Below are 26,237 nucleotides of genomic sequence, written 5' to 3'. Positions count from 1 at the left end.
GTGACCTGCACGTGACGCGCCGCTTGTGCAAAGCCCGCCGGACTTGCGTCTCGCGGGCTTTTTCTTTGCGCGGCGCGCCTTGTTCGCTCGCACGTTGTTCGCTCGCGCCTTCAAGGCTCGCGGCATCAGTGCCGTTCGTTGTACCATCGCAGGCACATCCGTCTTTCCCGCATTTCATGAGAATTCTCGGCATCGACCCCGGCTTGCGCGTCACCGGCTTCGGCGTGATCGAGCGTCACGGCCATCAACTCACGTACGTCGCAAGCGGCGTCATCCGCACCGCCGATGCCGATCTGCCTACACGCCTCGGCACCATCTTCGAGGGCGTTTCCACGCTGATCCGCCAGCACGCGCCCGATCAGGCCGCAATCGAAAAGGTCTTCGTCAACGTCAATCCGCAGTCGACCCTCCTGCTCGGCCAGGCGCGCGGCGCGGCCATCTGCGGGCTGGTTTCGGGCGGCGTGCCGGTGGCCGAGTACACCGCATTGCAGCTCAAGCAAGCCGTGGTGGGCTACGGACGCGCGACCAAGGAACAGATGCAGCAGATGGTCGTGCGCCTGCTCGCCCTCACCGGCACACCCGGCACCGACGCCGCCGACGCGCTCGGCATGGCGATCTGCCACGCGCACGGCGGCGACGCGCTTGCCACGCTGGGCGGCCTTGCGCCAGCGCTCGCGAAGAAGGGCATGCGGGTACGCCGCGGACGGTTGATAGGCTGAATGCGTGGCTGACGCGCCCTGGCGCAACGGCCAACGTTCCGGACGCGCGCTCCGGACTGCCCTGCCCTCCGCTACACTCTTGAGCTTTCCCTCATCACAGAACCCGCCATGATCGGTCGCATTGCCGGCGTATTGCTGGAAAAGAACCCGCCGCACCTGCTCATCGACTGCAACGGCGTCGGCTACGAAGTCGACGTGCCGATGAGCACGTTCTACAACCTGCCCGGCACCGGCGAAAAAATCGTGTTGCTCACGCAGATGATCGTGCGCGAAGACGCGCATCTGCTCTTCGGCTTCGGCACGCAGGAGGAACGCTCGACGTTTCGCGAGTTGCTCAAGATCAGCGGCATCGGCGCGCGCATGGCGCTCGCCGTTCTCTCGGGCATGAGCGTGAATGACCTGGCGCAAGCAGTCACGCAGCAGGATGCGGCGCGCCTCACGCGCGTGCCCGGCATCGGCAAGAAGACGGCCGAGCGCCTGCTGCTCGAGCTCAAGGGCAAGCTCGGCGCGGACCTCGGTGCGATGGCCGCCGCCGCTTCGCCTTCGGACCACGCGAACGACATCCTCAACGCGCTGCTCGCGCTCGGCTATTCGGAGAAGGAAGCGCTCGCCGCGATCAAGAACGTGCCCGCCGGCACCGGCGTTTCGGAAGGCATCAAGCTCGCGCTCAAGGCGCTTTCCAAGGCCTGATCGCCTTCGCACACACTCGAGGCGGGCTGTTAGTTGCGGCGCCATCGCGATGCCCGGGACGGCCCCGCTGTCGCATAGTCTGCGCGGTACAATCGCTGGATGATCGAAACCGACAAACTCGCCGCCAACCAAGCCGGCGTCGACCGCGTGATCGCCGCCACGCCCACCTCGACTCATGAGGAAGCGTACGAACGCGCGCTGCGCCCGCGCCAGCTCGATGAATATGTCGGCCAGGAAAAGGTGCGCGGCCAACTCGAGATCTTCATCGAGGCTGCGAAGCGCCGTTCCGAACCGCTCGACCACGTGCTGTTGTTCGGACCGCCGGGCCTCGGCAAGACCACGCTCGCACACATCATCGCGCGCGAAATGGGGGTCAATCTGCGGCAGACGTCGGGCCCCGTGCTGGAGCGCGCGGGCGATCTCGCTGCGCTGCTCACCAATCTCGAAGCCAACGACGTGCTCTTCATCGACGAAATTCACCGGCTCTCGCCGGTCGTCGAGGAAATCCTGTATCCGGCGCTCGAGGACTACCAGATCGACATCATGATCGGTGAAGGGCCGGCGGCGCGCAGCGTGAAGCTCGACCTCCAGCCGTTCACGCTGGTGGGCGCGACCACGCGCGCGGGCATGCTCACGAACCCGCTGCGCGACCGCTTCGGCATCGTCTCGCGCCTCGAGTTCTACAACGCCAGCGAGCTCTCGCGCATCGTGCAGCGCTCGGCTTCGCTGCTCGGCGCGCAGATCCACCCTGACGGCGCAGTCGAAATCGCACGCCGCTCGCGCGGCACGCCACGTATCGCCAACCGCCTGCTGCGCCGCGTGCGCGACTACGCGGAGGTGAAGGCAGACGGCGCAATCACCGCGACGGTCGCCGACGCCGCGCTGCGCATGCTCGACGTCGATCCCGTCGGCTTCGACCTGATGGACCGCAAGCTGCTCGAAGCCATCCTGCACAAGTTCGACGGCGGTCCGGTGGGCGTGGACAACCTTGCCGCCGCGATCGGCGAGGAGCGCGACACGATCGAGGACGTGCTCGAACCGTATTTGATCCAGCAGGGCTATCTGCAGCGCACGCCGCGCGGCCGCGTGGCCACGCAACTGAGCTACCGCCACTTCGGCCTCACTGTGCCGGACGACGCATCGACGGGCGGCGACTGGGAACCGGACGCGTCGTAGGGCGCGCGAGCCTCAACGCAGCGCGAGCGAGAGCACGATGTCCGATCACGCCGGCCTGCCTCCCAACGCTCCTGAACCGACCGGCCTCGCCGGTCAGCTCGCGCGCCGCCTGCGCATGACGCTCGCCGAAAGCATCACGCATCTCACCACAGGCAGTGGCCCGAAACTCGATTATTCGAATCCGCCGGGCGATCCAGGGCTCTTCGGCCCCGACGCCGTTTGCTGGAAGGTCCATGCCGATTTCGCCGCGATGATGGCGGGCGGCGTCAGCGCGCTGCTGCTGCAGGCGCTGCATCCGCTTGCGCTCGCCGGTGTGTGGGACCATTCGACGTTTCGCATCGACATACTCGGGCGGCTGCGACGCACCGCGACGTTCATCGCCGGCACGACTTACGGCAGCCGCGCCGACGCGCTGGCGCTGATCGAACGCGTCAGGCGGATCCACCTCGCCGTGACGGGCACTGCGCCCGATGGCCGCCCCTATCACGCGAGCGATCCTGCGTTGCTGACCTGGGTGCACGTGGCCGAAGTTTCGAGCTTTCTCGGCGCGTATTTGCGCTTCGTGAATCCCACGCTGCCCGGTGAGGCGCAGGATCAGTACTACGCCGAAGTCGCGCGCATCGCCGAGTTGCTCGGCGCGACGAGCGTGCCGCGCTCGCGCGCCGAAATCGCCGCGTATCTGCAGTCGATGCAGCCCGAACTCGTCGCGAGCGACCGCACATTCGAAGTGGTGCGCGTGCTCATGGAAGCGCCCGCGCCGCGCCCGGGGATGCGCCCCGCTAGCGCGCTGATCAGGAACGCGGGCATCGACCTGTTGCCGCCCTTCGCGCAGCAGATGCTCGGCTTCGACACATTCGCCTTCGCGCGCCGCGCCATGGTGCAGCCCGGCATGTTCGCCGTCGCGCCGGTATTGCGCTGGGCGCTCGTCAACGGCGTATCGAAACGCGCGCGGCGGCGGGCGGCAGCAACACCCGTAAAGTAAGCGCTGGGGAATAAAAAACGGCCAACCCGCTCGCGCAGGCTGGCCGTTTCATCTGCGGCGCGCCGATGTGACTGTGCGCGCCCGCGTACTTACATCTTCACCACGTCGAGCAGCGTCTTCTTGCCCGCCTTGTAGTTGTAGAGCGAGATCACGCCGTGCTTGAGGTCGCCTTTCGAATCGAAGGTCGTCTCGCCGATCACGCCCTTGTAGTCCGTGCCCGGGATCTGAGCGAGGACCTTCGCGTGGTCGGTGGAGTTCGCGCGCTTCATCGCGTCGACGACGATGTACACCGCGTCATACGTGAACGGCGCATCGAATTCGATCGGGTGACCGAAGCGCTTTTGGTACTTCGCCGCGAACGCCGCGCCGCCGTTCATACGCTCGACGGCCATGCCGGCCTGCGAGCAGACAATATTGTCCGTCGCCGCGCCCGCGAGCTCCGCGAGGCTTTCCGTGCAGACGCCGTCGCCCGACAGCACCTTCGCGCGCAGACCGAGCTGCCTTGCCTGCTTCGCGAACGGGCCGCCCGTGGCGTCCATGCCGCCGTACATGATGGCGTCGGGGTTCTCGCCCTTGATCTTCGTGAGGATCGCGCGGAAATCGACGGCCTTGTCGTTGGTCGCATCGTGCGAAAGCACCTTCATGCCGAGCGACTTCGCCGTCTTCTCGAACTCGTTCGCGAGGCCCTGGCCATAGGCGGTCGAGTCGTCGACCACGGCCACGGTCTTCACGTTCAGGCTCTTCGCCGCATAATCGGCGAGCGCGGGGCCTTGCTGGGCGTCCGTCGCGACCACGCGGTAGGTGGTCTTGAAGCCCTGCTGCGTGTACGAAGGATTGGTCGACGACGGCGAGATCTGCACGATCCCGGCGTCGCTGTAGATCTTCGATGCCGGGATCGACGCGCCCGAGTTCAGATGGCCGATCACGGCCACGACCTTGTCGTCTACCAGCTTCTGCGCGACCTGGGTGGCCTGGCGCGGGTCCGCGGCGTCGTCCTGGGCGTCGAGCGCGAGCGTGATCTTCTGGCCGTCGATCGTCAGGCCCTTGGCGTTGATTTCCTCGATGGCGAGGCGCGCGCCGTTCTCGTTGTCCTTGCCGAGGTGGGCCGAACCGCCCGTGAGTGGCCCGACGTGGCCGATCTTGACGACCTGATCGGCCGCCGCCGTATTGCTAGCCGACAGCGCTGCGAGCGCCATGACCGCTGCGCTCACCGGCAGCAGCTTGTGAAGCTTGAACGTCATTGAACTTTCTCCTGCGTGTTTTTCTGGGAATACCCGTTCGTATCGCGACCCTGGGCACGCGGCCTCGCGCTTGTCATGCGCGCGCGTCCCTCTTCAACGCAGGGCCGGGCGTGGAGCCCGGTGGCCAGAGCACCCAAAGGTCGGACAAATGTTAGCAGGACGCTTAACTTTGTGGTTGGGCTTTGGAAAGAACCCGCAAGCGAGCGGAAAGGAAATCGATGGGGCCGCAACGTTGGCGAGGGACGGGAGCGGCGCAGGCAGGGGAAAGGCAGGAAGAACGAGACCGCGCGGCCAGGCACCGCGCTGCCTGAAAAGACAGGTTAGCGCCCCGCCTCGGGCGTGCGCTTGAAACCGTCGTCGGCGCTGACGCCGCCCAAGTGCGTCACGTCGCCCCATGCGACGACGCGCGCCTGCGTCACGTAGTCGCCGCGTTCGAAATCGACGACGTTTACGCTCGTGTTGAGGAGCGGCCACGCGCGCGGTGCGTCGAGCGCGAGGCCGTTCGCGAAACGGTACACGCAGTCGAGCACGCCGCCGTGTGCGACACACGCGATACGGCCGCCCGGATGCATGGCCAGGATCGGCTCGAGCGCGTGCAGGACACGGTGGTAGAACTCGCGCTGCGACTCGCCTTCGGGCGGAGCGAAGCCAGGATCGCGCGTTTGCCAGTGCGCGTACTCATCCGGAAAACGATCGGCGATTTCGTCGCTGTCGTGGCCCTGAAACGCGCCATAGTTGCGCTCGCGCAGGCCTTCGGTGAGTTGCACCGGCAGACCCAGGGCTTCGGCAATGGGCTGCGCCGTCTGTTGCGCACGCAACAAATCGCTCGACCAGATGGCGTCGAGCCGCGCGCCCGACTGCACTTCCTTCGCGAGCCGCGCGCCGAGTTGCTGCGCCTGCGCCACGCCGCTTTCCGCGAGTGGAATGTCGATATGTCCCTGGATGCGCTTGATGCGGTTCCAGTCCGTTTCGCCGTGGCGGATAAAGAGAATCTGCGTGTTCATGGTCAGAAGCGCATAGTCAAAAACACATGGTTCAGTTGCGCACTTGCAGCCAGAACGTGACGGGGCCGTCGTTGACGAGCGACACCTGCATGTCGGCGCCGAACTCGCCGATCTCGACGGTCGTATGCTTCTCGCGCGCGGCGGCGACGAAATAATCGAACAGACGCCGCCCCTCTTCGGGCGGCGCGGCCGGCGTGAAGCTCGGGCGCAGACCGCTGTTCGTGTCGGCCGCCAGCGTGAACTGCGAGACGAGCAGCAGGCCGCCGGGGGCGCCGTTGCCGTCGATGTTCTGCACGCTCAGGTTCATCTTGCCCGCCGCGTCGCTGAACACTCGATATCCGAGCAACTTCGCGAGCAGCTTGTCGGCGTTGGCCTCGGTGTCGCCGCGCTCCGCGCAAACCAGCGCGAGCAGCCCCTGGCCGATCGCGCCGGTCACGCGCTCGCTGCCGCCGTGCGCCACGCGCACCTCGGCGCGGCGCACGCGCTGGATCAGCGCAATCATGCCGTGAGCGTCACGCGCGCAAAGCGGCGCTTGCCCACCTGCACGACGAACTCGCCCGCTTCGACCTTGAGGCCCTTGTCGGAAACGGTGGCGCCGTCGATCTTCACGCCGCCCTGCTCGATGTTGCGCAGCGCTTCGCTCGTGGAGGGCACGAGCCCCGCCTGCTTAAGCAACTGGCCGATGGCGAGGGGCGCGCCCGCGAGCGTGATCGACGGAATGTCGTCCGGCACGCCGCCCTTGGCGCGATGGTTGAAGTCTTCGAGCGCGCGCTCGGCGTCGGCCTGCGAGTGAAAGCGCGCGACGATTTCCTGCGCGAGCAGCACCTTGAAGTCGCGCGGGTTGCGGCCCGCTTCGATTTCGCGCTTGAATCCCTCGATTTCGTCCATCGGCCGGAACGAGAGCAGCGTGAAGTAACGCCACATCAGCAAGTCGGAAATGCTCATGAGCTTGCCGAACATGTCGTTCGGCTTCTCGCTGATGCCAATGTAGTTGTTCTTCGACTTCGACATCTTCTCGACGCCGTCGAGGCCTTCGAGCAGCGGCATCGTGAGAATGCACTGCTGCTCCTGGCCATACTGCTTTTGCAGCTCGCGGCCAACGAGCAGGTTGAACTTCTGGTCCGTGCCGCCGAGCTCGAGGTCCGCATTGAGCGCGACCGAGTCGTAGCCCTGCATGAGCGGATACAGGAATTCGTGGATCGAAATGGGCACGCCGCTCTGGAAGCGCTTGGTGAAGTCTTCGCGCTCCAGAATGCGCGCAACCGTGTAGCGCGACGCGAGCTTGATCATGCCGTCGGCGCCGAGCGGCATCGACCATTCGCTGTTGTAGCGAATTTCGGTCTTTTCGCGGTCGAGCACGAGCGCGGCCTGCTCGAAATACGTTTTCGCGTTCGATTCGATCTGCTCGCGCGTGAGTGGCGGACGCGTGGCGTTGCGGCCCGACGGGTCGCCGATGAGCGAAGTGAAGTCGCCGATCAGGAAGATCACGTTGTGGCCGAGATCCTGCAGTTGGCGCATCTTGTTGAGCACGACCGTATGGCCGATGTGGATGTCGGGCGCGGTCGGGTCGAGGCCAAGCTTGATGCGCAGCGGCTTGCCGGTGGCCGCGCTGCGGGCGAGCTTTTGCTCGAATTCTTCTTCGATCAGCAGTTCGTCCACGCCGCGCTTCGTGACGGCGAGCGCGTGACGAACTTCGTCGGTGACCGGAAAGGCGTCTTTTGCGCCGGTGCTGGCGCCGTTGCTGGAGGTGGACTCGTTGCTCATGCTTCGATCGGTTCTGTCGTTAAGTCTGGGTCTAGAGCGCAATTTTACGTGATTCGACTCGCCGGGCCGAGATTTGGAACTGTTACGGGTCGCGCGCGCGACGTTTGCTCGCGGCGCGTGCCACGAACCCCGCGCTCAGGAACGGGCGGGGGCGCGCTCCACGCGCGGCACGCCTTTCGCGCGGGCCTGCCAAAGATCGTAGGCAACCTGCATGGCGAGCCACAGATCGGCGCGGCCGCCGTTTTCTTCGCCGAGCCATGCCTCGAGGCGCAGCGCCATCTCCGGGGAGATGCCCGCGCGGCCGTTGAGCACGCGCGAGAGCGCAGCGCGGGTGACGCCGAGCTGCGCCGCGGCCTCCGTCACGGTGAGCCCCAGCTCGGGGAGGATGTCGTCGCGCAGCGTTTCGCCAGGATGTGGCGGGTTGTGCATGCGTAGCGTGTCGTTCATCTTGCTCGTGCCTCAGTGGTAGTCGTGATAGTCGACCAGGACTGCGTGGCGACCTTCGAACGCGAAAGTCAGGCGCCAGTTGCCGTTGACGAGAATCGCGTGATGACCGTCGAGACGGCCTTCCAGCGCATGGCAGCGCCAGCCCGGCACGTTCATGTCCCGCGGCGACTCGGCCTCGTCGAGCCGCGCCAGCTGACGCCGCAGGCGCGGTATGTGATCGGGCCGGATGCCCGTCTTGCTACCGGTAAAAAAGAACGCCTTCAGCCCTTTGTGGTTCCACGACTTGATCATGATTCTCCAGACTAGGCAGATCCAGCATGGGTGGTCTGGAGCCACGGTCCGGCTTGGGGTCGGTGTGCGTCACCCGTATAGCGTATAGTCTCACTATACGAACGACATGTTGCGCAGTCAACATAGAGACTCCACAAGTTGACTTCGCGCAAGGCTCCAGCGCCGCCCGCGTTCGAGCAGCGCCGATGAGCGTCCCACGTCGCGCAGGCGGCCGACAGTCAGCCTTTCGGCTTACGCTCGAACGGCATTGCGCCGATAATTCCTTCGCAGGGCACTGAATTGCATTGATAAAGGAGCACAACGTGGCGCCACGCGACGCACGAAACGAGAGCGCACACGCCGCCGACGGCGTGTATTTCGGCCTGATGTCGGGCACGAGCATGGATGGTGTGGACGGCATTGCCGTGCGCTTCGAGGCGGGCCAGCGGCCAGTGGTGCTGGCCGAGGCGTTCGTCGGCTTCGCCCAGGGGCTGCGCGAGGCGCTCTTTTCGTTGCAGCAGCCAGGCGAGAACGAGATCGAGCGCGAAGCGCTCGCCGGCAACGCGCTGGCTGCCCGCTATGCGGTGTGCTGCCACGAGTTGCTGCGCGGGAGCAACGTGCCCCCCGCCGAGGTGCGCGCAATCGGCGCGCACGGCCAAACCGTGCGGCATCGGCCGGAGAAGGGCTACACCGTGCAGATCCAGAACCCGGCGCTGCTTGCGGAACTCACGCATATCGACGTAGTCGCCGATTTCCGCAGCCGCGACGTCGCCTCGGGCGGTCAGGGTGCGCCGCTCGTGCCCGCATTCCACGCGACGCTGTTCGGTTCGCAGGAAGAAACGCGCGTGGTCTGCAACCTCGGTGGCATCAGCAACATCACGGTGCTTTCGGCGACGGGCGCCGTGCGCGGCTTCGACTGCGGCCCGGCCAACGCCCTGCTCGACCTGTGGGCCGAACGGCACCTGGGCAAGCCCTACGACGAGAACGGCAAGTTCGCCACGAGCGGCAATCTGCACCAGCCGCTTCTGAATGCCCTGTTGGACGACCCGTTCTTCGAGCAGCAGCCGCCCAAGAGCACCGGCCGCGATCTTTTCAACGCCCAGTGGCTCGACGACAAGCTCAAGGGCTTCGAGTCGCTCACGCCCGCCGACGTGCAGGCCACGCTAGTCGCGCTGACCGCCGTGAGCGTGGCGCGCGAGATCGAGCGTCACGCGAGTGATTGCCGTGCCGTGTATGTCTGCGGCGGCGGCGCGCGCAATCCGGCATTGATGGCGGCGCTGCAAAAGGCGCTCGAAACGGGCGGTGTGGCGGGCGTACCGGTCATGACCACCGAAGCGCTCGGCGTTCCGCCGCATCAAGTGGAGCCGCTTGCCTTCGCGTGGCTCGCCATGCGCTGCGTGGCGCGCGAGCCAGGCAATCTCGCGGCGGTAACCGGGGCTGCCGGCGAGCGCGTGCTGGGCGCGATTTATCCGCGCTGAGCAAGCGCGCACCAATAAAAAACGGGGCCGAAGCCCCGTTTTTTATTGCAGCAAATCGATCAAACCGAGAACGACGAGCCGCAACCGCACGTAGTGCTCGCGTTCGGGTTCTTGATGACGAACTGCGCACCGTTCAGATCGTCCTTGTAGTCGATCTCGGCGCCGACGAGGTACTGATAGCTCATCGAGTCGATCAGAAGCTGGACGCCGTTGCGGTTCATCACGGTGTCGTCTTCGTTGACCGTTTCGTCAAACGTGAATCCGTACTGGAAGCCCGAGCAGCCGCCGCCCTGCACGAATACGCGCAGCTTCAGCTCCGGGTTGCCTTCCTCGTCGATCAGTTGCTTGACCTTGTCAGCCGCTGCTTCGGTGAAAACGAAGGGACCGGGCATTTCGGTCGCGGTAGTTTCGGTGACAGCGCTCATTCGAACTCTCCAAAAAAGCTTCTAGCCGCTATTGTAGGGCTCTTCCCGATATCGTGCTTAAGCCCGCGAAATCAAGGGGTTTCTCCAGATTGTCGCAGCTTGCGCGCCACACGTGCGACACGCCGACAAAAACGAAAAAAGCCGCCCGGCGCACGAAGCGCGGACGGCTTTTGCAGCAGCGCCGCGCCCCGCGAGGGGCACAGGCGCAAAGCGCCAATGTGAAATTAACGCTTCGAGAACTGCTTGCGGCGACGTGCCTTGTGGAAACCGACCTTCTTACGTTCCACTTCACGTGCGTCACGGGTGACGAAGCCAGCTTGCGACAGTGCCGGCTTGAGCGTTGCGTCGTAGTCCATCAGCGCGCGCGTGATGCCGTGGCGAACTGCGCCGGCCTGGCCGGTTTCGCCGCCACCCGTCACGTTCACCTTGATGTCGAACGTCGCGCCGTGGTTCGTGAGTTCCAGCGGCTGGCGCACGATCATGAGCGACGTTTCGCGCGAGAAGTAGTCGGCGATGGGCTTGCCGTTGACGACGATCTCGCCCTTGCCCGACTTGATGAAGACACGAGCGACGGCGCTCTTGCGGCGGCCCGTACCGTAATTCCAGTTACCGATCATATGGGCTCCCCTTAGATCTCGAGCGCCTTCGGCTGTTGCGCCGAGTGCGGGTGCGTTGCTTCTGCGTAGACCTTCAGCTTCTTGATCATCGCGTAACCGAGCGGGCCCTTCGGCAGCATGCCCTTCACGGCCTTCTCGAGCGCGCGGCCCGGGAAGCGTTCCTGCATCTTGCCGAACGTCGTTTCGTAGATACCGCCTGGGTAACCCGAGTGACGGTAGTACTTCTTGTCGGTGGTCTTGTTGCCCGTGACCTTCAGCTTGCCGGCGTTGATGATGATGATGAAATCACCAGTGTCGACGTGCGGGGTGAACTCAGGCTTGTGCTTGCCGCGAAGACGGCGTGCCACTTCGCTGGCGACACGGCCGAGAACCTTATCCGTCGCGTCAATCACGTACCATTCGCGCTGCACTTCATGTGCCTTGGCGGAAAAAGTCTTCATGATCGATCCAAAAAAAATACTGTGCCCTGTTTTGGTCCTGCTTGTATGGTGACGCTCGTTGACGTCGGCGCAGGCTCTCCCTGGTTCGAGTTTCCCCGTCTCCGCGCGGACATGGATGCGGAGAACCTACGATTATAAAGGGAAATTTGGCCGTGAGTCAAAAATTTGCTTGCGGCGGGGGCAGAGGCGGGGCAAAACGAGGCCGGCAGACGAAAAAAAGCCCGAACGCGTTTGTTCGGGCTTAATCCACTCTTTGGAGGAGGGTGGAGGAGACATGCTGAGGTGTCGTGGAGCACGACAACCAATGAGACCAATTATACGGATGCGCCTTGTGCGGCGCAAGGGGATTTGCATTGCGAAATCTAACACCACAATGTGAAATTCAATGAAATCAGCGCATCGGTAGAAAATTTCTTAAAAATCAGCGCATTGGAAATCCGAGACGCGAAGAGCGTGCAGGACAACTAGAGCGAAACCCCTAATTGCACAAGGGAAATCCGTCTTGTTCACAGGATGTCGCGACGCAACATTCAAGCACGTGGCATAAGGCGCGCGCCGCCGTGTCCCCCCGGACATACCAGTAAGGCGCGGGCTACAATGCCGTCTGAATCAAGAAACCGCGCAGGGGCATACGCATATGGAATGCAAAGTTAGCTGGATGGGTCAGGACGGCATGGCGTTCGCAGCCGAAACGGGCAGCGGCCATCTCGTCAACATGGACGGCGCACCGGAAGGCGGCGGCCACAACCTCGCGCCGCGGCCGATGGAAATGGTGCTGCTCGGCACGGGCGGCTGCACGGCCTACGACGTGGTGCTGATCCTCAAGAAGAGCCGCCAGGAAGTGAGCGGCTGCAGCGTGACGCTCAAGGCCGAGCGCGCGAGCGAAGACCCCAAGGTCTTCACGAAGATCCACTTCCACTTCACCGTGACCGGCAAGAACCTGAACCCGGCCACCGTGGAGCGCGCGATCAACCTCTCGCACGACAAGTACTGCTCGGCGTCGATCATGATCGGCAAGACTGCCGAGATCACGCATACGTTCGAGATCGTCGCCGCTTAAGGCCAGCGGCAAAAGAAAAAGCCGGCGCGTTTCTGCGAAGAAACGCGCCGGCTTTTTACATGAATGAGGCTGCAAAGCAGGCCGATAAGCCGGATTCTGTGCACGCGCCGCGTCCGAAGACGCGCCGCGCGTGGCAGCCATTCCTCTAGGCGCGCCATTGCTGACGCGCTCAAGCTTCCTACCCGCAGACGGAATGGGGGCCCCATCCTGCATCCCGAAGATGCGCGCCTGCCTACTTGGAATTGCTCCGGGTGGAGGTTACCGTGCCGTCTACGTCACCGCAGACGCGGTGCGCTCTTACCGCACCGTTTCACCCTTACCTGATCCCGACCGAAATCGGGCCATCGGCGGTCTGTTCTCTGTTGCCCTGTTCCGCGTGTCGCCACGGATGGCCGTTAGCCATCACCCTGCCCTGTGGAGTCCGGACTTTCCTCGCCTCTTTGGCCGAAACCTCGGAGCCGCGACTGCCTGGCCTGCTTTGCGAGGCGCGATCTTAGCACGTGCGGCCGCGCTGCGCCGGGGGCCGGATCGATTGCCGCCCGCCTGGCTTTTAGCGCGCTCGACGGCCAGTGCGAAAAACTGTGGCGTCGTCGTAGAACGACGGAATCTCGTTTTGCGCCCACCAGCCCGGAATGCCGAGCACCGGCAGCGGCGCGAAGCTGCGCCCGTTGAGCGCGTCAGGCGTGGCGTCGGCGGCGAGCGTGACGCTCACCGTCTCGTCCAGATACGCGTCGCGTTGCGCGCGCGGCCACGTGAAATATGCGTGCGGCACCTCGACCACCCATGCGTGCGCCGTGCACGCCGCATAAGGCGAGATCATCTTTTCGAGCAGCGCATGGCCGAATACGCGGACTTCGCAGCGCGCCTCGCCGATCGTCTCCCCGACAGCCGCTTCCCATCCCGCGCGCTGCGCCACGAACAGCGTGCGCCAGTCGAAGCCGCGCAACGCCGCTGCCAGCATCGCATCCGACGAGGCAAAGAGCACCGCGTTCTCGTCGAACAGCGTGAGCGCGTCGCGCACGCCGCCGCGCGTGCGGCCCACGCCCAGCACGTCGATCGCCGCGGCCTGGCGCGCGTTCAGCGTCGCCTTGATGCGCGGGAACGCGAACCAGGCGAGCGCGTTGAAAAAGTCGTGGAGGTTGTGGCGCGTCGGCACGCAGCCTGTCGCCGCGATATGCGCCTCGTAGGCAGAGCCCTCGGGCAGGTCGTCCTGGGCGATGAAGCGCAGCGGCTGGCCGCGGCCCGTGCTTTGGGCGGCAGCCAGCGCATCGGCGTTCAGTTCGGCCAGATACGCCGCGTATCCCGCCAGCGCGGCCTGCTGCCAGCGCCGGCCGCGCGTTTCGTGTTGCGCGAACCACGGGCGCGCCCAGTCGATGTCGATGAAACTGCCCAGCGGCATGGTCCGGCGCGGGGCGCGTGCGGGCATCGGTGCGGGCGCATCGACTGCGCCGGCCGCGCCGACCGTTGCGCCCGCAGCCACACCTGGCCCCGCCTCGTTCAAGCGAGTTTCCAGCCGATCGTCTCGCCGCCGCGCAGCGGCACGACGGGCGTGTCGCCGGCCTCGACTTCGGCGGGCAGCGTCCAGTTCTCGCGGCGCAGCGTGACCGTTTCGGTCGCGCGCGGCAGGCCGTAGAAGTCCGCGCCGTAAAAGCTCGCGAAGCCCTCGAGCTTGTCGAGCGCGCCAGCATTGTCGAACGCTTCGGCGTAGAGCTCGAGCGCATGCAGCGCCGTGTAGCAGCCCGCGCAGCCGCACGCGTGCTCCTTCAGGCCCTTCGGGTGCGGCGCGCTGTCGGTGCCGAGGAAGAAGCGATGATCGCCCGAGGTCGCCGCGTCCACGAGCGCCACGCGATGCGTCTCGCGCTTGAGCACGGGCAGGCAGTAGTAGTGCGGACGAATGCCGCCCTGGAAGATCGCGTTGCGGTTGTAGAGCAGGTGATGTGCGGTGATCGTCGCGCCGAGCAGGCCGGGCGCGGCGTGATCGGCGCAGATGTAGTCGACGGCGTCCTTCGTCGTGATGTGCTCGAACACCACCTTGAGACCCGGAAAATCGCGGCGCGTCGGAATCATCACGCGGTCGATGAAGACCTTCTCGCGGTCGAACAGGTCGATGTCGGCACTCGTTACTTCACCGTGCACGAGCAGCGGCATGCCCACTTCCTGCATGGCTTCGAGCGTCTTCGCACACTTGCGGATGTCGGTCACGCCGGCGTCCGAATTCGTCGTCGCGCCCGCCGGGTACAGCTTCACGCCATGCACGAAGCCGCTCGCCTTCGCGCGGCGGATTTCCTCGGGTGGCGTGTTGTCGGTGAGATAGAGCGTCATCAGCGGCTCGAACGTCGAGCCCGCCGGCAGCGCCGCGAGAATGCGCTCGCGGTAGGCGGCGGCCTGCTCGGTCGTCGTAACCGGCGGCTTGAGGTTCGGCATGATGATCGCGCGGCCGAACTGGCGCGCCGTATGCGGCAGCACGGCCGCGAGCATCGCGCCGTCGCGCACGTGCAGGTGCCAGTCGTCGGGACGGGCGAGCGTGAGAGTCGTGAGGGAAGAGGCGTTCATGGCAAGAGTCAGGCGCGGTAGTGAAGCAACAGCGGTATGAATGAACGGCGGCAAGTTCGCTTGGAACGCGCCCAGGCTGCCGGAAATTCCGGGCATATCACGGGAAAAACCGCGGCGTCGATCGATGCTGGTCGATGCTAGCCCAACGCGCGCGCGTTGCCCGCACCGTCGCGTGCGCACGACAATCCGCGCTGCATCGACGCCGGCACGCGCCCTTCTGCGCAGGCCTGCAATGCATCCGACAAATTTCGTATTGGCGACCCGCAGGCCGGTGATATGCTTGGGAAATCATTATTGTAACGGGTCGACGGCGGGTCCCGCCTACCACTGCAGCCGCCGTCCCAGTCGCATTACGCACCATCAGCACCATGTGCCAACTTCTCGGAATGAATTGCGCCGCGCCGACGGACGTCACGTTCTCCTTCACAGGATTCGCGGCGCGCGGCGGCGCCACCGATCACCACGCCGACGGCTGGGGTATCGCGTTCTTCGAGGACAAGGCCTGCCGCCTCTTCATCGACAACGAGGCCTCGGCGCGTTCGCCGATCGCCGAGATGGTCAAGCACTACCCCATCAAGTCGCGCAACACCATCGCCCACATCCGCAAGGCCACGCAAGGCAACTGCGCGCTCGAGAACAGTCATCCGTTCCAGCGCGAGCTGTGGGGCCGGCACTGGATCTTCGCGCACAACGGCGACCTTCAGGACTTCAATCCGGTGATGTCGGGCGTCTACCAGCCGGTTGGCACGACCGATAGCGAGCGCGCGTTCTGCCTGCTGCTACAAGGCTTGCGCAAGGCGTTCCCCGGTGCGCAGCCGCCGCTCGCCGAGCTGTTCGCCGCGCTGGAGTCGCTCACGCGCGAAGTCACGCAATTCGGCGTCTTCAACTTCCTGATGTCGAACGGCCAGGCGCTGTTCGCGCATTGCTCGACGCACCTCTACTATCTCGTGCGACGCTGGCCGTTTTCGACGGCCCATCTCGTCGACGCCGATGTCTCCATCGACTTCGCCAAATACACGACGCCCGAGGATCGCGTGGCCGTGATCGCCACCGCGCCGCTCACCGACAACGAGGTCTGGACGCGCTTCGCCCCCGGCGACCTGCTGATGTTCCAGCACGGCGACGTGATCGCCCAGGCGAGCGTGCCGGTGCCGCAGAAGGTGCTCGACAAGCTCGCCAACCCTTCGCTCGACGCTTCGGCCAGCTCACCGTGCGCCGCCCAGCCGGGCGAGATCGACCCGGAAGCCGTGGCCGCCCTGCAGACCTGGGGCGAGTAAGCCGGGCGACGCCCAAAACGAAAAAGCCGCGCATCGAGCGCGGCTTTTTTTCGACGCGTGCGAAGCCTCAGTGCAGGATCTTCGCCAGAAAGTCCTTCGCGCGATCCGATTTCGGGCTCGCAAAGAAGGCTTCCTTCTGGTCGTCTTCGACAATGGCGCCCTTGTCCATGAAGATCACGCGGTGCGCGACCTTCTTTGCGAAGCCCATTTCGTGCGTCACGCACATCATGGTCATGCCTTCCTGGGCAAGCTCAACCATCACGTCGAGCACCTCGTTGATCATCTCGGGGTCGAGCGCCGAGGTCGGCTCGTCGAACAGCATGGCGATGGGGTCCATCGACAGCGCGCGTGCAATCGCCACGCGCTGCTGCTGGCCGCCCGAGAGCTGACCCGGGAACTTGTCGGCATGCGCGCGCAGGCCCACGCGGTCGAGCAGTTTCAGGCCCTTTTGCGTGGCCTCGTCCTTGCTGCGGCCGAGCACCTTGATCTGCGCGAGCGTGAGATTCTCGGTAATCGACAGATGCGGGAACAGCTCGAAGTGCTGAAACACCATGCCCACCTTCGAGCGCAGCTTCGAGAGATTGGTGCGCTTGTCGCCCACCGACTCGCCGTTCACGAGAATCTCGCCCTGCTGGAACGGCTCGAGCCCGTTGACGGTCTTGATGAGCGTGGACTTGCCCGAGCCGGAAGGCCCGCACACCACCACCACCTCACCCTTCTTCACTTCCGTCGTGCAGTCGGACAGCACCTGGAACTGGCCGTACCACTTCGAAACGTTCTTAATTGAAATCATCTTGCGACCTTTTTCTGAAGACCTTTCACAAGGCTCGACGCGATCACACAAATCACGAAATAACACGCGCCCGCGAACAGTACCATTTCGACCATCGTCCCGTCACGGTCGCCGATATTGGTGGACGTGCGGAAGAAGTCGGCGAGGCTGATCACGTACACGAGCGAGGTGTCCTGAAACAGCACGATGGCCTGCGTAAGCAGGAGCGGCACCATCGCGCGGAACGCCTGCGGCAGCACCACGTATTGCATGGCCTGGCCGTAGCGCATGCCGAGCGCGAACGCCGCGTTCACCTGCCCGCGCGGCACCGCCTGAATGCCCGCACGAATGATCTCCGAATAATACGCGGCCTCGAACAGCGAGAACGCGATCATCGCGGAAGCGAGGCGAATGTCGATGTCGGGGGAGAGACCCAGCACGTTTTGCAGCACCTGCGGCACGATCAGGAAGAACCACAGCAGGACCATCACGAGCGGGATCGAGCGGAAGATCGTGACGTAGCCCTTGGCGAACCATTCGAGCGCCTTCACGCTGGAAAGCCGCATGAGCGCGAGCAGCGTGCCCCAGAGAATGCCGACCACGATCGCGCACAGCGTGATCTTGAACGTGATGATCGCGCCCGTCCACAGCGTGGGCAGCGCGCCCGGAATGCCGCTCCAGTCGAAGTGATGCATCACTTGCCTCCGATGTAGCCGGGCAGACGCGACTTCGCCTCGACCCAGCGCATGAGCGTCATGACGACGAGGTTGATGAGCACGTAAGCGAGCGTGACGGCGATGAACGACTCATAGGTCTGCGCCGTGTAGTCGACGAGCTGACGCGCCTGGGCCGACAAATCGAGCAGGCCGATCGTCGAAGCGACCGCCGAGTTCTTGAAGATGTTGAGGAACTCGGAGGTGAGCGGCGGCACGATGATGCGATACGCCACCGGCAGCAGCACATAGCGGTACGTCTGCCACTGCGTGAAGCCCATGGCGAGGCCGGCTGCGCGCTGGCCGCGCGGCAGCGCGTTGATGCCCGAGCGCACCTGCTCGCACACGCGCGCCGCGGTAAAGAGCCCGAGACACACCACCGACGCCGTGAAGAACTGCAGGCCCGGCGGCGACTGCTTGAACGCATTGCCGAGCGCTTGCGGCACGATTTCCGGCAGCACGAAATACCAGATGAAGAACTGCGCGATAAGCGGAATATTGCGGAAGATCGCCACATAAACTGTGCCGACGGCGGCGAGAAACCTGTTTGGCACCGTGCGCAGCACGCCGAAGAACGACCCGACGATGAGCGCGATTACCCACGCGCACAGCGACACCGAGACCGTCACCCAGAGGCCGGAGAGGATCCAGCCGAGGTACGTGGTGGGTTCGCCCGTCGAGACCGGGCTGAGCAGAATGCCCCAGTTCCAGTGATAGGACATCAGAGACTCCAAGAAAAAGAACGGAAGAAGCGGCGCTTCTTCCGTTCCGTGCTAAACGCTAAATGCGGGTCGACCGGCCGGGGCCGTGTTAATCGATCGCCTTGTCGTTCGGATTCTTGAACAGCGCTTTCATGTCTTCGCTCATCGGGAAGTTCAGGTTGAGACCCTTCGGCGGGATCGGCGATTCGAACCACTTCTTGTAGATCGTTTCGCCTTCGCCCGAGGTCTGGACCTTGGCGATGGCGTCGTCGGCGACCTTCTTGAACTCGGGGTCGTTCTTGCGCATCATGCAGCCGTACGCCTCACGCGACTGCGGCTGGCCGACGATCACGAAGTCGCCCGGATTGTTCGACTTGGCGCGCTCGCCCGCGAGCAGCGCATCGTCCATCATGAACGCCACTGCGCGGCCCGTGGAGAGCGTCATGAACGACTCGCCGTGATCCTTCGCGCTGATGATGTTCATGCCCATGCTCTTGTCCTGGTTCATCTTGCGCAGCAGGCGCTCGGACGTCGTGCCCGCCGTCGTCACGACGGTCTTGCCCTTGAGGTCGGCGAAGTCCTTGACGCCCGAATCCTTCTTCGTCATGAGGCGCGTGCCGATCACGAAGATCGTGTTCGTGAAGGCGGCCTGCTGCTGACGTTCGGCATTGTTCGTGGTCGAGCCGCATTCGATGTCCACCGTGCCGTTTTGCACGAGCGGAATGCGGTTCTGCGACGTGATGGGCACCATCTTGACCTTCAGGTTAGGCATGTTCAGCTTCTGCTTGACTGCCTCGACGATTTTCATCGCGTAGTCTTGCGAGTAGCCGATCACATTCTGCTTGTCGTCGTAGTACGAAAAAGGAATGGACGACTCGCGGTGCCCCAGCGAGATGACGCCCGTGTCCTTGATCTTCTTGAGGGTGCCCGCGTCCTGCGCGAAAGCGCTGGTGGCGACGAAACCAAGGAGTGCGAGCAGAGCGGCGGTCTTTTTGATTTGCATTGTTTTCTCCGGTACAAGAACCGCCGTCAGTTTATCAAAGTAATTTTTTTGAAAGAATCAAGAGTGACCCTGGCGCAACGCCTGAATGTGCGAAGGCGGACGCCCCCTTGTGGAGAACGTCCGCCTTCTATGCGCCTTGATGTGCGGCGCAAAAACCTGTCACGGCGCGGTCATGCTTTCGTCACTTCGCGGCGCGCCTTGCGTGGCAAGGCTTGCAGCGTCGCGACGCCTGCCAGCCGGGTGCAATCAGGGATACAGACCACGCATTTCGCGCGCCATCAGGATGCGCTTACATGCCACGATGAACGCCGCGGTACGCATCGAGACCTTCTGCTCGCTCGACACTTGCCACACCGCCGTAAAGGCTTCGCGCATCACGCGTTCGAGACGTTCGTTAATTTCGTGCTCGGTCCAGAAGAAGCTCGAGAAGTCCTGCACCCACTCGAAGTACGAAACGGTCACGCCGCCTGCGTTCGCCACCACGTCGGGGATCACGAGCACGCCCTTGTCGTGCAGGATGTCGTCGGCTGCCGTCGTGGTCGGGCCGTTCGCGCCTTCCACGATGATCTTCGTGCGGATCTTGCCCGCGTTCTTCTCGGTGATCTGGTTTTCCAGCGCGGCCGGAATGAGGATGTCGGTTTCGACGGTCCAGAATTCGTCGTTCTCCATCACCTCGGCGCCCGCAAAGCCCGCCACGCCGCCCGTCTTCGCAACGTGCTCGAGTAGCGCTTCCGCGTTCATGCCGCTCGAGTTGTAGAGCGAGCCGGAATGGTCTTGCACGGCGACGATTTTCGAGCCGGCTTCCTGGAAGAGGCGCGCGGCAATGCCGCCCACGTTGCCGAAGCCCTGCACCGCAATGCGTGCGCCGTCGATCGAAAGACCCGTGCGGCGCGCGGACTCGCAGCCGACGACGAACACGCCGCGGCCCGTGGCTTCGCGGCGGCCAAGCGAGCCGCCGAGCGAGATGGGTTTGCCCGTCACGACGCCCGTGGCCGTCTGGCCCTGGTTCATCGAGTAGGTGTCCATCATCCACGCCATGATCTGCTCGTTCGTGTTGACGTCCGGCGCGGGAATGTCGGTGTTCGGTCCGATGATGATGCCGATTTCGCTGGTGTAGCGACGCGTCACGCGCTCGAGCTCACCACGTGAAAGCGTGCGCGGATCGACGCGGATACCGCCCTTCGCGCCGCCGTACGGCACGTTCACTGCGGCGTTCTTCACGGACATCCACGCGGAAAGCGCCATTACTTCGGAGAGCGTAACGTCCTGGTGATAACGCACGCCGCCCTTGCCGGGACCACGCGAAACGTTGTGCTGGACACGATAGCCTTCGAAGTGTGCAACGGTGCCGTTATCGAGTTCGATGGGGCAGTCGACGATCAGGATGCGCTTCGGACGCTTGAGCGTTTCGAGCCAGCGCGAGAGCGAGCCGAGATACGGCGCCACGCGGTCGACCTGACGAAGATAGTTGCCCCAGGGGCCGAGATCATCGGCGTGGAGATAGGAAGGAACCGACTGCTGTTGGGATGACATGAACGCTCCGATCGAACAAGTGGTGCCATTGTCAGAAAACGCCCACGTGAAATCCAATGCCGTTTGATCATCCCGTTATGCTTTTCGTGCATAACGCCCACGAAGTCGAAAAAACGTGTCGCGGGCTCCGTGCCCCAGGCCTTACAGACTGAAATAGCCTGACTGTTTGCGCGGCTGTTGTGAGTCCAGCTTGCCGCTTCGTCAGCGCTTGCCCTGCGCAAGTTCCTCGCTGACCGCTTCCCACAGCTCGCGCACGAGCGCCTGGCGCGCATCGTCGCCCTGGGTCGCGAGCTTGTCGCGATAGAGGCGGATCTCCATATCGAGCGTGAACTGGCCCTCCGGCACGCCGCGCGTGCCGCGGTCGAGGCGGATCAGCTCGCCCTGGGCCACGGCGTCCTCCACCGCGCTGTGCGGCAAGAAGGCGATGCCGTGCCCGGCCAGCGTCATCGCCTTGAGCCCTTCTGCCATGTCCGTTTCGTACACGCGGTCCAGATAGAGCCGCGCCGGTGCATTGGCAACGATCACCTCGGTCATGCGGCCGAGATACGCGTTCGGCGTATACGAGAGATACGGTGTGGGCGCATCGGGCGTGCCGGGCAGCGTGTAACGCGCACGACCCGCGCGCTGCGGCGCCGAATACGGGCTGATCGACTCGATACCGAGCGTCAACGTGTCGTAACGCGCGGGGTCGAGCGTGACGGGGTGGCTCGGGTGGTGATAGCCCATCACGAGGTCGCAGCCGCCCTCCACCAGCGAGAGCACGGCGTCGTGCACGTTCAGCGCGCGCAGCCGCGTGTGGATGCGGCCGAGCTTTGCCTCGATGCGCTGCAGCCAGCGCGGAAAGTACGTGAGCGAAAGGGTGTGCGGCACCGCGAACTCGATCGTCGCGGCCGGCGTGGCCGTGTGGCCGCGCAACAGGGTGCGCGCCTCGTGAAACTGCGAAAGCATCGCGAGCGCCTGCTCGTAGAAGACCTGGCCCGCCGCCGTGAGGCGCGTCGGATAAACCGAACGATCGATCAGCTCGGTGCCGAGCCACGCCTCGAGCGCCTGGATGCGGCGCGAGAAAGCCGGCTGCGTCACGTGGCGCAGCTCGGCCGAGCGACTGAAACTATGCGTCTCTGCAAGCGAGACGAAGTCTTCGAGCCATTTGAGTTCCATGCGGGGCCAGCGAGCGGATGAGAAGTCCGCATTCTAGGCCCGCTGGCGCGCGCCTGGGCGCCGGTGCGGCGAATATCGCGCGGCGCGCCGGCCGGGTTCCTTAGCGGGAAGCCCCGGAAAGCGCGGCTTCCAGTTCGGCGACCACGCCGCGCCAGTCGCCGAGCGTCGATTGGCGGAACACGCGCGCCGACGGATACCAGACCGAATCGGCGCGATCCTTGCGCCAGCGCCAGTCGGGCTGCGCGGCGAGCAGCACCCACACGGGCTTGCCGAGCGCGCCGGCGAGGTGCGCCACCGAAGTATCGACCGTGATGACGAGGTCGAGCGCCTCGATGAGCGCCGCTGTGGCCGCGAAGTCGTGCAGATCGTCGCCGGGCGCGTCCATCGGCCAGCGGCCCGCGACCGCCGCAAGCTGCGCGGCCGCCGGGCCTTTCTGGAGCGCGAACCAGGCGTTGCCGGCGAGTGCGGACAGCGGCAGAAGCGACTTGAGCGGCACGGAACGGAAAGCGTCGAAATGGTGGCGCGGGTTGCCCGCCCAGACGAGCCCGATACGGCGCTGCGCGGCGCCGGCCAGCGCGTTCACGCGGGCACGCCAGGCGGCGGCCTGCACGGTATCGGCGCGCATATACGGCGTGTCGGCGTAGATCGGCCGGCCGGGAAATTTCAGCGGCAGGCTCATCACGTCGCACCAGTAGTCGTATTGCGAGGCGATGGCTTCGTCGCTCGGCGCGGCGTCGAGCACGCCTGCGACGCCCGGCACCGTCGCCGCGAGCGACGCCAGTTCCGGCGCGACCCACGCGTGAACCTGCGCGCCCATCTGCGCCAGCAGGCCCGCGTAGCGCACGAACTGGATCTGATCGCCCACGCCCTGCTCGCGGCAGATCAGGAAACGCTTGCCTTCCAGCGGCTCGCCCAGCCACTCGGGGCACGGCAGCTTGCGGTAGTTGGCTCTGGCGGTCGAGGTGAGCTTGCGGTTCTCGAAGAGCGGCCAGCCGCCGGTATAGTCGTCGCGCCGCAGCATCAGCATGCCGAGCTGAAAGCGCGATTCCGGCAAGTCGGGGTTCAGTTCCAGTGCGCGGCGATAGTCGATCTCCGCTTCGTCGTAGCGCGCCAGCGCGGTCAGCGCGAAGGCCAGATTGTTGACGATGCCCGCCGCATCGGGCTTGAGTGTCGCGGCACGCCGGTAGAGCGGGATCGCCGCTTCGTAGCGGTGCATCGCGTCATAGGCATAGCCGAGTTCGAAGAGCGCGAGCACGTTGTCGGGCTCGCGTGCAATCACAGCCTCGAAGCAGGCGGCCGCTTCGGCGTACTTCTCCATCGCGCGCAGTAGCCGGCCCATGTGGACCAACGTCTTCAGATCGCGGGGATCGAGCGCGGCGGCTGTGCGGAACTGCGCAAGTGCGGCGTCTTTTTCGCCGGTGGCTTCCAGTGCTCGCCCGAGATTGAACGCGAAGTGTGCGGATCGTGGCTCCAGCGAACGCGCACGCCGATAGTGCTGCGCCGCGCCGGCGAGATCGCCGAGTTCCATCAGCGCATTGCCGAGATTGTTGTGCGCGTTCGCGAAGCCGGGCGCGAGCGCCAGCGCCTTGCGCTGCCAGGCGGCGGCGCCAGCATGGTCGCCAAGGCGGTTCGCGACCACGCCGCGGTTGGCCAGATATTCGGCGTTGCCGGGCGCCTGCGCGAGCGCGCGGTCCATCAGCGCGGCGGCTTCCCGCAGTTGGTCGCGGCCGAGCGCGATCACGCCGAGGTAGTGCAGTGCGCCGGGATCGTCGGGCTGCGCCGCGAGCGCGGACTGATAGTAAGCGTGGGCGTCGTCGATCCGGCCCGCGCGGTGGCAAGCCAGGCCGGCTTCGATCAGGTCAGCGGCCTGGCCGGTAGCGAGAATGGGAGCATCGAGAGTCATGGCAGCAAGTATTTGATTAAGCTCAAACTTTTGACGTGATCGCACTCTATATCGGTCTCAAAACGCCCCATCTCGTTAACAGCCCGGTGCGACTGAACGCCTTGGGGTGCGTCACGGGCCTGCGCTCAGCCGTTGCTGACAGCGTCGGCCTCGGCCCCTGTCGGCAAGGTGATAAAATCTCGGGTTCCCGCCGTCTCGAATCTGACTGCGACCGACTGCCAACTGAGCGTAACGCGCCACGTTACGTCCCCATCATGTCCGACACTCGTCCCGATACCCTCTTCGCGCTCAACGCGCTCTCCCCGCTCGACGGCCGCTACGCCTCGAAAACCGAAGCGCTGCGCGACTGGCTCTCGGAAGCCGCGTTCATGCGCAACCGCGTGACCGTGGAAATCCACTGGCTGATCGCGCTCTCGCAGGCCGGTTTCGCGGAAGTGCCGCGCTTCTCGGCAGCCTCGGAGCAATTCCTGCTCAAGCTCGCCGAGAACTTTACGGCGCACGACGCCGCGCGCATCAAGGACATCGAGCGCGTGACGAACCACGACGTGAAGGCCGTGGAGTACTGGCTCAAGGAGTCGGTGAAAGGCCAGCCGGAACTGGAGCGCGCAAGCGAGTTCATCCACTTCGCCTGCACCTCGGAAGACATCAACAACACGTCGCACGGCCTGATGCTCGCGGGCGCACGCGAGCACGTGATCCTGCCGGCGCTGCGCTCGGTGCATCAACGTCTCGTCGCGCTCGCGCACACGCACGCCGAGCAGCCGATGCTCTCGCGCACGCACGGCCAGCCGGCCAGCCCCACTACGCTCGGCAAGGAAATCGCCAACGTCGCGGCGCGTCTCGCGCGTGCGATCCAGCGCATCGAGAAGGTCGAACTGCTCGGCAAGATGAATGGCGCAGTCGGCAACTTCAACGCGCATCTCTCGGCGTATCCGGAATTCGACTGGGAAGCCTTCTCGAAGGAAGTCGTCGAGCAGCGTCTGAAGCTCACGTTCAACCCGTACACGATCCAGATCGAGCCGCACGACTACATGGCGGAACTGTTCGACGCCGTCGCGCGCGCGAACACGATCCTGCTCGACCTCGACCGCGACGTCTGGGGCTATATCTCGCTCGGCTACTTCAAGCAGAAGACGAAGGCTGGCGAAATCGGCTCGTCGACCATGCCGCACAAGGTCAACCCGATCGACTTCGAAAACTCGGAAGGCAACCTGGGCCTCGCGAACGCCACGCTGCGCCACCTCGCCGACAAGCTGCCCGTCTCGCGCTGGCAGCGCGACCTCACCGATTCGACGGTGCTGCGCAACATCGGCGTCGCGTTCGGCTACTCGCTGCTCGCGTACGACGCGCTGATCCGCGGTCTGGACAAGCTCGAAGTGAACCCGCAACGCCTGAACGACGACCTCGACGCCACGTGGGAAGTGCTGGCCGAGCCGGTGCAGACGGTCATGCGCCGCTACGGCATCGAGAACCCGTACGAGCAGTTGAAGGAACTCACGCGCGGCAAGGGCATTACGCGCGAAGCGCTGCAGACGTTCGTGAGCGGCCTGGCGATTCCTGAAGACGCGAAGAAGCGTCTGCTGGAAATGACGCCTGCGTCGTACGTCGGCCTCGCGGTCGAGCTGGCGAAGCGGATTTCGTAATCGCGACACCGCAAGGCCATAAAAAAAGCGCTCGATCGAATCGAGCGCTTTTTCGTTTACCGCCGCACGATCGCGTGATCGTGCGTGGCCGCGAGATCAGGAGGCCTGATTGCGGCGCGTTTCCATCTGCTTCATCACCTCGTCGACGATCTGCTCGGGCGTAAGCTCGATGCTCACCTCGATCGCCTCGTCCGCGCCCGGCGCTTCGAGCGTGTCGAGCTGGCTTTGCAGCAGCGACGGGTCGAAGAAGTGGCCGGTGCGCGATGCGAGGCGCTCGTGCAGCACTTCGAACGAGCCCTTCAGGTAGACGAAGCACACGTCGCGATCGTTGCCGCGCAGGATGTCGCGATACGAGCGCTTGAGCGACGAGCAGGTGAACACGGCCGTTTCGTGGGCGCGCTGCTTCTCCTCGATCGCCGCGCGAATCGTACGCAGCCACGGCCAGCGGTCGTCGTCGGTGAGGGGAATGCCGTCGTGCATCTTCTTTTTGTTGGCTTCGCTGTGGAAGGCGTCGCCGTCGGTGAAGGTGCACTTGAGGCGCTCGGCGAGCAATTCGCCGATGCGTGTCTTGCCTGCGCCCGACACGCCCATCGCTATCAAAATCATTTACTGCTCCTGTCGAACGGAGTTAGCGATTTAGCGCTGACTCCGGTCCCATGCAACATGAC

27 protein-coding genes and 1 other RNA gene are annotated in these 26,237 nt (G+C 64.7%); 8 read left to right on the top strand and 20 right to left on the bottom strand.

What is annotated here, in order from left to right:
- Positions 1 to 176: 176 nt before the first annotated feature.
- The 4 genes from ruvC (at position 177) to A3CW_RS0101345 (ending at position 3,567) form a co-directional block, all read left to right on the top strand.
- Positions 177 to 719: a crossover junction endodeoxyribonuclease RuvC gene (gene ruvC / locus A3CW_RS0101360; RefSeq protein WP_028201962.1), complete on the top strand. Its 543-nt coding sequence runs from the start codon at positions 177 to 179 to the stop codon at positions 717 to 719.
- 108 nt (positions 720 to 827) lie between these two features.
- Positions 828 to 1,409, top strand: coding sequence for a Holliday junction branch migration protein RuvA (gene ruvA / locus A3CW_RS0101355; RefSeq protein WP_028201961.1), 582 nt, complete (start codon positions 828 to 830; stop codon positions 1,407 to 1,409).
- Between the two features lie 99 nt (positions 1,410 to 1,508).
- Entirely contained in the window at positions 1,509 to 2,585 is a 1,077-nt protein-coding gene (gene ruvB, locus A3CW_RS0101350; protein WP_028201960.1) for a Holliday junction branch migration DNA helicase RuvB, read from the top strand.
- 37 nt (positions 2,586 to 2,622) lie between these two features.
- Positions 2,623 to 3,567 carry an oxygenase MpaB family protein gene (locus A3CW_RS0101345; protein WP_028201959.1) on the top strand — a complete coding sequence of 315 codons (945 nt, stop codon included), beginning with the start codon at positions 2,623 to 2,625 and terminating at the stop codon, positions 3,565 to 3,567.
- An 89-nt stretch (positions 3,568 to 3,656) separates the two neighbouring features.
- On the opposite strand, the gene A3CW_RS0101340 is transcribed toward A3CW_RS0101345, so the two are convergent.
- The 6 genes from A3CW_RS0101340 to A3CW_RS0101315 form a co-directional block, all read right to left on the bottom strand.
- The gene (locus tag A3CW_RS0101340; RefSeq protein WP_028201958.1) at positions 3,657 to 4,808 is read right to left on the bottom strand and encodes a branched-chain amino acid ABC transporter substrate-binding protein; all 1,152 of its coding nucleotides are present in this window, start codon (positions 4,806 to 4,808) and stop codon (positions 3,657 to 3,659) included.
- Positions 4,809 to 5,128: 320 nt separating this feature from the next.
- The gene (locus A3CW_RS0101335; RefSeq protein ID WP_028201957.1) at positions 5,129 to 5,812 is read right to left on the bottom strand and encodes a histidine phosphatase family protein; all 684 of its coding nucleotides are present in this window, start codon (positions 5,810 to 5,812) and stop codon (positions 5,129 to 5,131) included.
- A gap of 31 nt (positions 5,813 to 5,843) precedes the next feature.
- A complete protein-coding gene (gene dtd, locus A3CW_RS0101330) occupies positions 5,844 to 6,314 on the bottom strand; it encodes a D-aminoacyl-tRNA deacylase (RefSeq protein WP_028201956.1) in 471 nt (156 codons plus the stop codon).
- Positions 6,311 to 7,576 (bottom strand): tyrosine--tRNA ligase, encoded by a 1,266-nt coding sequence (gene tyrS / locus A3CW_RS0101325; RefSeq protein WP_028201955.1) that lies wholly within the window; start codon positions 7,574 to 7,576, stop codon positions 6,311 to 6,313. The genes dtd and tyrS overlap by 4 nt, the downstream gene beginning before the upstream one ends.
- Positions 7,577 to 7,711: 135 nt before the next feature.
- Positions 7,712 to 8,023 (bottom strand): HigA family addiction module antitoxin, encoded by a 312-nt coding sequence (locus A3CW_RS0101320; RefSeq protein WP_028201954.1) that lies wholly within the window; start codon positions 8,021 to 8,023, stop codon positions 7,712 to 7,714.
- A 12-nt stretch (positions 8,024 to 8,035) separates the two neighbouring features.
- Positions 8,036 to 8,314: a type II toxin-antitoxin system RelE/ParE family toxin gene (locus tag A3CW_RS0101315; protein ID WP_028201953.1), complete on the bottom strand. Its 279-nt coding sequence runs from the start codon at positions 8,312 to 8,314 to the stop codon at positions 8,036 to 8,038.
- A 302-nt stretch (positions 8,315 to 8,616) separates the two neighbouring features.
- On the opposite strand from A3CW_RS0101315, the gene A3CW_RS0101310 reads away from it, so the two are divergent.
- Positions 8,617 to 9,771 carry an anhydro-N-acetylmuramic acid kinase gene (locus tag A3CW_RS0101310; RefSeq protein WP_081771476.1) on the top strand — a complete coding sequence of 385 codons (1,155 nt, stop codon included), beginning with the start codon at positions 8,617 to 8,619 and terminating at the stop codon, positions 9,769 to 9,771.
- A gap of 59 nt (positions 9,772 to 9,830) precedes the next feature.
- Here A3CW_RS0101310 and erpA read toward each other — a convergent pair whose 3' ends face one another.
- The 3 genes from erpA to rplM all read right to left on the bottom strand — a co-directional run bounded on the left by erpA (position 9,831) and on the right by rplM (position 11,253).
- Positions 9,831 to 10,196, bottom strand: a complete 366-nt coding sequence (gene erpA / locus A3CW_RS0101305; protein ID WP_028201951.1) for an iron-sulfur cluster insertion protein ErpA — start codon at positions 10,194 to 10,196, stop codon at positions 9,831 to 9,833.
- A gap of 224 nt (positions 10,197 to 10,420) precedes the next feature.
- Entirely contained in the window at positions 10,421 to 10,813 is a 393-nt protein-coding gene (rpsI, locus tag A3CW_RS0101300; protein ID WP_028201950.1) for a 30S ribosomal protein S9, read from the bottom strand.
- Positions 10,814 to 10,824: 11 nt separating this feature from the next.
- The gene (rplM, locus tag A3CW_RS0101295) at positions 10,825 to 11,253 is read right to left on the bottom strand and encodes a 50S ribosomal protein L13 (RefSeq protein ID WP_028201949.1); all 429 of its coding nucleotides are present in this window, start codon (positions 11,251 to 11,253) and stop codon (positions 10,825 to 10,827) included.
- Positions 11,254 to 11,890: 637 nt separating this feature from the next.
- Between rplM and A3CW_RS0101290 the strand changes: the two genes are divergently transcribed.
- Positions 11,891 to 12,313: an OsmC family protein gene (locus tag A3CW_RS0101290; RefSeq protein ID WP_027795839.1), complete on the top strand. Its 423-nt coding sequence runs from the start codon at positions 11,891 to 11,893 to the stop codon at positions 12,311 to 12,313.
- 69 nt (positions 12,314 to 12,382) lie between these two features.
- On the opposite strand, the gene rnpB is transcribed toward A3CW_RS0101290, so the two are convergent.
- From rnpB to pyrC, 3 genes are all read right to left on the bottom strand, one after another.
- Positions 12,383 to 12,793, bottom strand: an RNA gene (gene rnpB, locus A3CW_RS50050) — RNase P RNA component class A.
- Between the two features lie 70 nt (positions 12,794 to 12,863).
- Positions 12,864 to 13,814, bottom strand: coding sequence for a DUF3025 domain-containing protein (locus tag A3CW_RS44800; protein ID WP_407669674.1), 951 nt, complete (start codon positions 13,812 to 13,814; stop codon positions 12,864 to 12,866).
- Positions 13,811 to 14,866, bottom strand: coding sequence for a dihydroorotase (gene pyrC / locus A3CW_RS0101280; RefSeq protein ID WP_028201948.1), 1,056 nt, complete (start codon positions 14,864 to 14,866; stop codon positions 13,811 to 13,813). The genes A3CW_RS44800 and pyrC overlap by 4 nt, the downstream gene beginning before the upstream one ends.
- A gap of 368 nt (positions 14,867 to 15,234) precedes the next feature.
- On the opposite strand from pyrC, the gene A3CW_RS0101275 reads away from it, so the two are divergent.
- Positions 15,235 to 16,143: a class II glutamine amidotransferase gene (locus A3CW_RS0101275; protein ID WP_081771475.1), complete on the top strand. Its 909-nt coding sequence runs from the start codon at positions 15,235 to 15,237 to the stop codon at positions 16,141 to 16,143.
- 67 nt (positions 16,144 to 16,210) lie between these two features.
- Here A3CW_RS0101275 and A3CW_RS0101270 read toward each other — a convergent pair whose 3' ends face one another.
- The 7 genes from A3CW_RS0101270 to A3CW_RS0101240 form a co-directional block, all read right to left on the bottom strand.
- Positions 16,211 to 16,936: an amino acid ABC transporter ATP-binding protein gene (locus tag A3CW_RS0101270; protein ID WP_028201946.1), complete on the bottom strand. Its 726-nt coding sequence runs from the start codon at positions 16,934 to 16,936 to the stop codon at positions 16,211 to 16,213.
- Positions 16,933 to 17,610, bottom strand: coding sequence for a glutamate/aspartate ABC transporter permease GltK (gene gltK / locus A3CW_RS0101265; protein WP_028201945.1), 678 nt, complete (start codon positions 17,608 to 17,610; stop codon positions 16,933 to 16,935). The genes A3CW_RS0101270 and gltK overlap by 4 nt, the downstream gene beginning before the upstream one ends.
- Complete coding sequence (locus tag A3CW_RS0101260) at positions 17,610 to 18,350, bottom strand: amino acid ABC transporter permease (protein ID WP_028201944.1); 741 nt, start codon at positions 18,348 to 18,350, stop codon at positions 17,610 to 17,612. Before A3CW_RS0101260 ends, gltK begins: the two co-directional genes overlap by 1 nt.
- 88 nt (positions 18,351 to 18,438) lie before the next feature.
- Positions 18,439 to 19,332 (bottom strand): glutamate/aspartate ABC transporter substrate-binding protein, encoded by an 894-nt coding sequence (locus A3CW_RS0101255; protein WP_028201943.1) that lies wholly within the window; start codon positions 19,330 to 19,332, stop codon positions 18,439 to 18,441.
- 246 nt (positions 19,333 to 19,578) lie between these two features.
- Complete coding sequence (locus A3CW_RS0101250) at positions 19,579 to 20,865, bottom strand: Glu/Leu/Phe/Val family dehydrogenase (protein WP_028201942.1); 1,287 nt, start codon at positions 20,863 to 20,865, stop codon at positions 19,579 to 19,581.
- Positions 20,866 to 21,066: 201 nt separating this feature from the next.
- The gene (locus A3CW_RS0101245; protein ID WP_028201941.1) at positions 21,067 to 22,023 is read right to left on the bottom strand and encodes a LysR family transcriptional regulator; all 957 of its coding nucleotides are present in this window, start codon (positions 22,021 to 22,023) and stop codon (positions 21,067 to 21,069) included.
- A 100-nt stretch (positions 22,024 to 22,123) separates the two neighbouring features.
- On the bottom strand, positions 22,124 to 23,926 hold the full coding sequence (locus A3CW_RS0101240; RefSeq protein WP_028201940.1) for a tetratricopeptide repeat protein: 1,803 nt from the start codon (positions 23,924 to 23,926) through the stop codon (positions 22,124 to 22,126).
- 254 nt (positions 23,927 to 24,180) lie between these two features.
- Here A3CW_RS0101240 and purB point away from each other — a divergent pair, with 254 nt between their 5' ends.
- Entirely contained in the window at positions 24,181 to 25,569 is a 1,389-nt protein-coding gene (gene purB, locus A3CW_RS0101235; protein WP_028201939.1) for an adenylosuccinate lyase, read from the top strand.
- 96 nt (positions 25,570 to 25,665) lie between these two features.
- On the opposite strand, the gene A3CW_RS0101230 is transcribed toward purB, so the two are convergent.
- Positions 25,666 to 26,175, bottom strand: coding sequence for a gluconokinase (locus A3CW_RS0101230; protein ID WP_028201938.1), 510 nt, complete (start codon positions 26,173 to 26,175; stop codon positions 25,666 to 25,668).
- Positions 26,176 to 26,237 lie beyond the last annotated feature (62 nt).

Source organism: Paraburkholderia nodosa DSM 21604 (assembly GCF_000519185.1).
GTDB classification, from domain to species: domain Bacteria; phylum Pseudomonadota; class Gammaproteobacteria; order Burkholderiales; family Burkholderiaceae; genus Paraburkholderia; species Paraburkholderia nodosa.
Note: the sequence above shows the minus strand (reverse complement) of the source record. Positions and strands in the feature narration are given on the sequence as shown.